Consider the following 5,612-nt stretch of genomic DNA (forward strand, 5'->3'; position numbering starts at 1 on the left):
GTGAGTGCCGACACTACCAGGATGAAGCAGGAAGTAAACGAAGCTCAAAGTCCAATATTGTCCAATCTTGAGTAACTTTGGGTAGGATTTATGTAACGGTTCTCAGGTTTACTGACCGACGACTGGAAAAAACAACCATAGTTGGTGCTCAGGCAAAGCCGCCGGTCTGACAAAGATGTGCTTTCTCATCTAGTTCTCAGGCTGCTTTTATTAAAAACACGCAGAATTCTGTTAGCAAACTCTTTAGATCGTTATTCACCGTACCGGAGAAGTTTGATGATTCCAGAGAAACTTCGATTGCAGCAAGACCAAGACCGGATCGCCTACTGGAAACGCTGGGGACCCTATGTAAGTGAGCGACAATGGGGCACGGTGCGGGAGGATTACAGCCCCGATGGCTCGGCTTGGGATTATTTTCCTCACGACCAGGCCCGATCGCGCGTCTACCGTTGGGGTGAAGATGGCATTGCCGGAATTTCTGACACAAGACAACGCTTATGTTTTGCGATCGCCCTGTGGAATGGTCACGATCCCATTCTCAAGGAGCGCATTTTTGGCTTAACAGGCAACGAAGGCAATCATGGCGAAGATGTCAAGGAATATTATTTTTATCTCGACAGCACCCCGACCCATTCCTACATGAAATGCCTGTATAAGTACCCACAGCAGGCATTTCCCTATGCTCAATTAGTCGCAGAAAATCAACGCCGCGGCAAACTAGAACCCGAGTTTGAATTGCTGGATACTGGTATTTTTGATGGCGATCGCTACTTCGATGTCTTTGTAGAATATGCCAAAGCCACAGCGGAAGATATTCTGATTCAAATCACGATCGCCAATCGCGGCAGTGAAGCTAGCACCTTACAGTTATTACCCACGCTATGGTTTCGCAATCTCTGGGACTGGAACCCGGACATCACACCGCCTTTAATCAAAGTCGTGCATTCTGATCCAACGTTCAGTCAACTCGAAGCCCAGCATCCCACCCTGGCAACGCATTGGCTTTACTGTGAGGGTGATGCAGAATTACTATTTACGAATAACGAAACCAATTATCAGCGATTGTTTGGCACAGCGAATCGATCGCCCTATGTGAAAGATGGCATTAATAACTATGTGGTGAATGGTGATGCTCAAGCGATTAATCCCGATCGGGTCGGCACAAAATTTGCCGCCCGTTATTCGCTGACCTTGGCACCAGGAGCCACCAAAACCGTGCGCCTGCGGTTGAGCGATCGGTCCCAATTGTCCGCCCCGTTTAGCGCTGAGTTTGAGCAGATTTTTCAGACCCGGAAACAGGAAGCCGATCAGTTCTATCAAGAGGTTTCGCCCTTTCCCCAATCGGACGATGAACGCAATATTCAACGCCAAGCGTTTGCCGGACTGCTCTGGAGCAAACAATATTATCAATACAGCGTGAATGACTGGCTGAAAGGCGATCCGGGACAACCCGCGCCGCCTACCGATCGCAAAGCCGGACGCAATCACGAATGGGGCACACTGTTCAGTGAAGATATTCTCTCCATGCCCGACAAGTGGGAGTATCCCTGGTTTGCCGCGTGGGATTTAGGATTTCATTTGATTCCGTTAGCGATGATCGATCCGGCGTTTGCCAAGTTGCAACTCGATCGCCTCACCCGTGAATGGTATATGCATCCCAATGGCCAACTCCCGGCCTATGAATGGAAATTTAGCGATGTGAATCCTCCGGTGCAGGCGTGGGCGGCATTGCAGGTCTATCAAATTGAGCAAAAATCCACTGGGAAGGGCGATCGCGCCTTTCTGCAACGGGTCTTTCACAAGTTGCTGCTCAACTTTACTTGGTGGGTGAACCGCAAAGATATGGCGGGCAACAATGTGTTTCAGGGTGGCTTTTTGGGGTTGGATAACATTGGCATTTTCGATCGCAGTGCCGAATTGCCCACGGGCGGCTACCTCAACCAAGCCGATGGCACCAGTTGGATGGGCATGTATTGCCTGAATATGCTGGCGATCGCCCTCGAATTAGCCAAAGCCGACGACAGCTACGAAGACATTGCCAGTAAGTTTTTTGAGCATTTTCTCTACATTGCCGACGCGATCGATGGCATTGGCGAAAGCAATATTGCGCTGTGGGATGAGGTCGATGGCTTCTATTACGATGCGCTACATTTACCCGATGGGCAACAGTTACCGTTGAAGGTGCGATCGCTGGTGGGCTTAATTCCGCTCTATGCTGTCATCGTGCTGGAACTCGAAACCCTGGAAAAATTTCCGGGTTTCAAACGGCGGATGCAGTGGTTTATTCGCAATCGCCCTGACCTCAAAGAGAATGTCGCCTGTATGGAAACACCGGGAATGGGAGCGCGACGGTTGTTGGCGATCGCCTATCGCAGCAAACTGCAACGGATTCTGCAACGCATGTTGGATGAAGCGGAATTCTTCAGTCCGTTCGGGATTCGAGCCATCTCCAAGTATCACCAGGATCATCCCTATTGCTTGCAATTAGGGGGGAATGATTATTTCGTCCGGTATGAACCGGCTGAATCCAGCACCGGCTTATTTGGCGGTAACTCCAACTGGCGCGGCCCCGTGTGGTTTCCGGTGAATTATTTGATTATTGAAGCCTTAGAGCGCTTTCACAGCTATCTGGGCGACAGTTTTAAAGTCGAGTGTCCGACGGGATCGGGGCAGGAAATGACCTTGGGAGAAGTGGCGATCGCTCTGTCTCACCGCTTAGTGGCCTTGTTTGAGCGCGAGGCATCGGGTCGCCGTCCGGTGTATGGTGGCATTGAGAAATTCCAAACCGATCCCCATTGGCGCGATTACATCTTGTTCCACGAATATTTCCACGGCGATAATGGCGCGGGAATTGGCGCGAGTCACCAAACCGGTTGGACAGGCTTGGTCGCTGCCCTGATTCACCAAAATGCGGCCCACCGCGCCCAGGAGGGACAGCATGACCACCCTTAAAGCAACCTTTCGCAATCACCTACCAGAATACCTGATGGAAGCAGCCTTACTGGGCCTGTTTTTGATCGCCGCCAGTGGGTTTTCGATTCTGTTTGAATATCCTCAATCGCCGGTACATCAGGCCATTGCCAATGGTGATCTACGGCGGTTTTTAGTGGGAATTGTGATGGGGTTGACGGCGATCGCCCTGATCCATTCACCTTGGGGTCAACAATCGGGCGCGCACATGAATCCAGCGGTGACGTTGACCTTCTATCGACTGGGCAAAGTTAAGTTGCTGGATGCGTTGTTCTATGTGTTGTTTCAATGTCTAGGCGGATTAGCCGGTATTTATTTAGTCGCATTCGCGTTGGGTCAAGTATTTATCCAACCTCCGATTAATTATATTGTCACGGTTCCCGGTGCGCTGGGTTGGCTCGGAGCCGTGATGGGTGAATGGTTGGTGGCCTTTGTGATGATGATGATGGTGTTATTCACGAGTAATCACCAAAAACTGCATCGCTACACTGGCCTGTTATCGGGATTTCTCGTCATGCTTTACATTACCTTTGAAGCGCCATTATCGGGCTTTAGCATGAATCCGGCGCGAAGTCTGGCGTCGGCTTTACCGGCCAATGTTTGGACGGACTTCTGGCTGTATGTAATCGTGCCCCCGATCGGAATGTTATCAGCGGCGGGTTTGTATACTGAGTTGTTTGGCGATCGCGCTGTCAAGTGCGCCAAGCTCCACCACGATAATCCCAAACGTTGTATTTTTCGCTGCAACTATGACCGAGATGGCCGGGTGGATTTGAGCGATCGATTACTAAAATGATTCGTTGATAGTTTGGATGTTAAATCATGCCTACATTGAAAACCTCTAATTCACACCAATTCAATCAGTCAATTCCCTAACCGGCGAGGAACCCATTCATGGCTACCAACACTCATTACGATGCAATCATTATCGGCACCGGCGCAGGTGGCGGCACGTTGGCCTATCATCTAGCGGCCAGCGGCAAAAAGATTTTGATTCTAGAACGCGGATCCTTCTTGCCGAGAGAAAAGGAAAACTGGAGTGCGTTAGAAGTGTATCAACGGGAACGCTATCACACCCAAGAACAGTGGTTTGACACCAACGGGAAAGCCTTCCGACCGGCCACGGGCTATTGGGTGGGCGGTAACACCAAAGTCTACGGGGCTGCCCTCTTGCGGATGCGAGAGCGCGATTTTGAACAGGTCACGCACCAGGATGGCATTTCGCCAGAATGGGCGGTGAAATATGCCGATTTTGAGCCCTATTACGCCCAAGCCGAGCAGCTTTATGATGTGCATGGGCAGGCAGGCCTTGACCCCACGGAACCAACCCGCAGCCAACCCTATCCCTACGCACCTGTGCGCCATGAACCCCGGATGCAGGAATTGGCCAATGCCTTCACTAAAGAGGTACAAACATTTTGGTAAATGCTTATTCTCCTGGCTGGATGAAAACGGATATGGGTGGCCCTGATGCGCCCTTTACAGCGGATGAAGGAGCTGAAACCGCTGTGTATCTGGCAACTCTTCCAGAGGGCGGCTCACAGGGTAACTTCTTTGCTGAGATGCGGAAGTTTGGGGGCGCGATCGCACTGGATTGGTAATCAATCGAACCGAAGAGACAACACAACTACAGTGAGGAATAACGATGACTCCAACTGAAGAACAAAACTTGGCGATCGCCCGGATCTTTATCGAGCAGTTTTTGGGCAAGGGCAATATGGCGATCGCGGCGGATGTACTACATGAGAATGTGCAGGCAATCACCGGATTAAAGCCAGATGGGCCAATTGACGGACGGGAAGCTTACATACAAATATTTAGTGCCTTTTTCGATGCCTTTCCTCCCGTTGCGGGTTCAGAGATGATCGTTGAAGATATGTTTGCCGCAGGCGATCGAGTCGTCGTTCGATTTCGATCTGTGCAAAAACACACCAAAGCATTTTTTGGGATTGCTGCTACCAATCGGGATATCACTTTCATTGAAACTCATGTCATGCGGCTACGAGAGGGCAAGATTGTCGAAAATGTGGTGAGCGCGACTAATTTGGAGTTTGAAATGTTGATGGCTCCTGTTTTAACACCGTTAATCCTCAAATAGCCAATTTTTCAGGTTCAGTGTTGTGATGAATTTGCTCGAATGCCCTAAATCAAGGAGAAGAAGTCAATGGTCAACAGCGAATCAAATGGCAAAGTTGCATTGGTGACAGGCGCGAACAAAGGGCTTGGGTTTGAAATGAGCCGCCAGCTTGCACAGCAAGGATTGACGGTGATCATTGCAGCCCGCAAACTTGAAGCGGCGGTCGCGGCAGCAACGAAGCTAAAAAATGAAGGATTGAAAGCCGAAGCGATTCTACTTGATATTAATGACAGTATTCAAATTCAATCAGCCGTCCAAGAGATTAAAAATCGGTTCGGTAAGTTGGATGTTCTGATTAATAATGCTGGAGTCATGTTGGATGGTGAATGGGCAATTAGTAATGCAAGTTCTGTATCAGTTGACATGATCCGTAAGACGTTTGACACTAACTTTTTTGCTTTGGTTGAAGGGCTCTTCTGGAGTCAAGGTGATAAGCAAACCTAATCAGAAAAGCAAGCTAATAGCCTTGCTCGAAAGTTATCAAAGTTCATAAAGCCATAGGCTT

Annotated in this window: 6 protein-coding genes; all 6 read left to right on the forward strand. The window is 49.6% G+C overall.

Features of this window, described 5'->3' with window-relative positions; genetic code table 11:
* Positions 1-276: 276 nt before the first annotated feature.
* The 6 genes from JGK14_RS33340 to JGK14_RS33365 all read left to right on the forward strand — a co-directional run bounded on the left by JGK14_RS33340 (position 277) and on the right by JGK14_RS33365 (position 5,551).
* A complete protein-coding gene (locus JGK14_RS33340; protein WP_293187084.1) occupies positions 277-2,952 on the forward strand; it encodes an MGH1-like glycoside hydrolase domain-containing protein in 2,676 nt (891 codons plus the stop codon).
* Positions 2,939-3,766 (forward strand): MIP/aquaporin family protein, encoded by an 828-nt coding sequence (locus JGK14_RS33345; protein ID WP_293209061.1) that lies wholly within the window; start codon positions 2,939-2,941, stop codon positions 3,764-3,766. Before JGK14_RS33340 ends, JGK14_RS33345 begins: the two co-directional genes overlap by 14 nt.
* 98 nt (positions 3,767-3,864) lie before the next feature.
* The gene (locus JGK14_RS33350; RefSeq protein ID WP_293187086.1) at positions 3,865-4,395 is read left to right on the forward strand and encodes an NAD(P)-binding protein; all 531 of its coding nucleotides are present in this window, start codon (positions 3,865-3,867) and stop codon (positions 4,393-4,395) included.
* Positions 4,389-4,571, forward strand: a complete 183-nt coding sequence (locus JGK14_RS33355; RefSeq protein ID WP_293187087.1) for a hypothetical protein — start codon at positions 4,389-4,391, stop codon at positions 4,569-4,571. The genes JGK14_RS33350 and JGK14_RS33355 overlap by 7 nt, the downstream gene beginning before the upstream one ends.
* 44 nt (positions 4,572-4,615) lie before the next feature.
* Positions 4,616-5,068, forward strand: coding sequence for an ester cyclase (locus tag JGK14_RS33360; protein ID WP_293187088.1), 453 nt, complete (start codon positions 4,616-4,618; stop codon positions 5,066-5,068).
* A 66-nt stretch (positions 5,069-5,134) separates the two neighbouring features.
* Positions 5,135-5,551, forward strand: a complete 417-nt coding sequence (locus tag JGK14_RS33365) for an SDR family NAD(P)-dependent oxidoreductase (RefSeq protein WP_293193887.1) — start codon at positions 5,135-5,137, stop codon at positions 5,549-5,551.
* Positions 5,552-5,612: the final 61 nt, after the last annotated feature.

This window comes from Microcoleus sp. PH2017_28_MFU_U_A (assembly GCF_020738035.1).
Lineage (GTDB): Bacteria > Cyanobacteriota > Cyanobacteriia > Cyanobacteriales > Microcoleaceae > Microcoleus.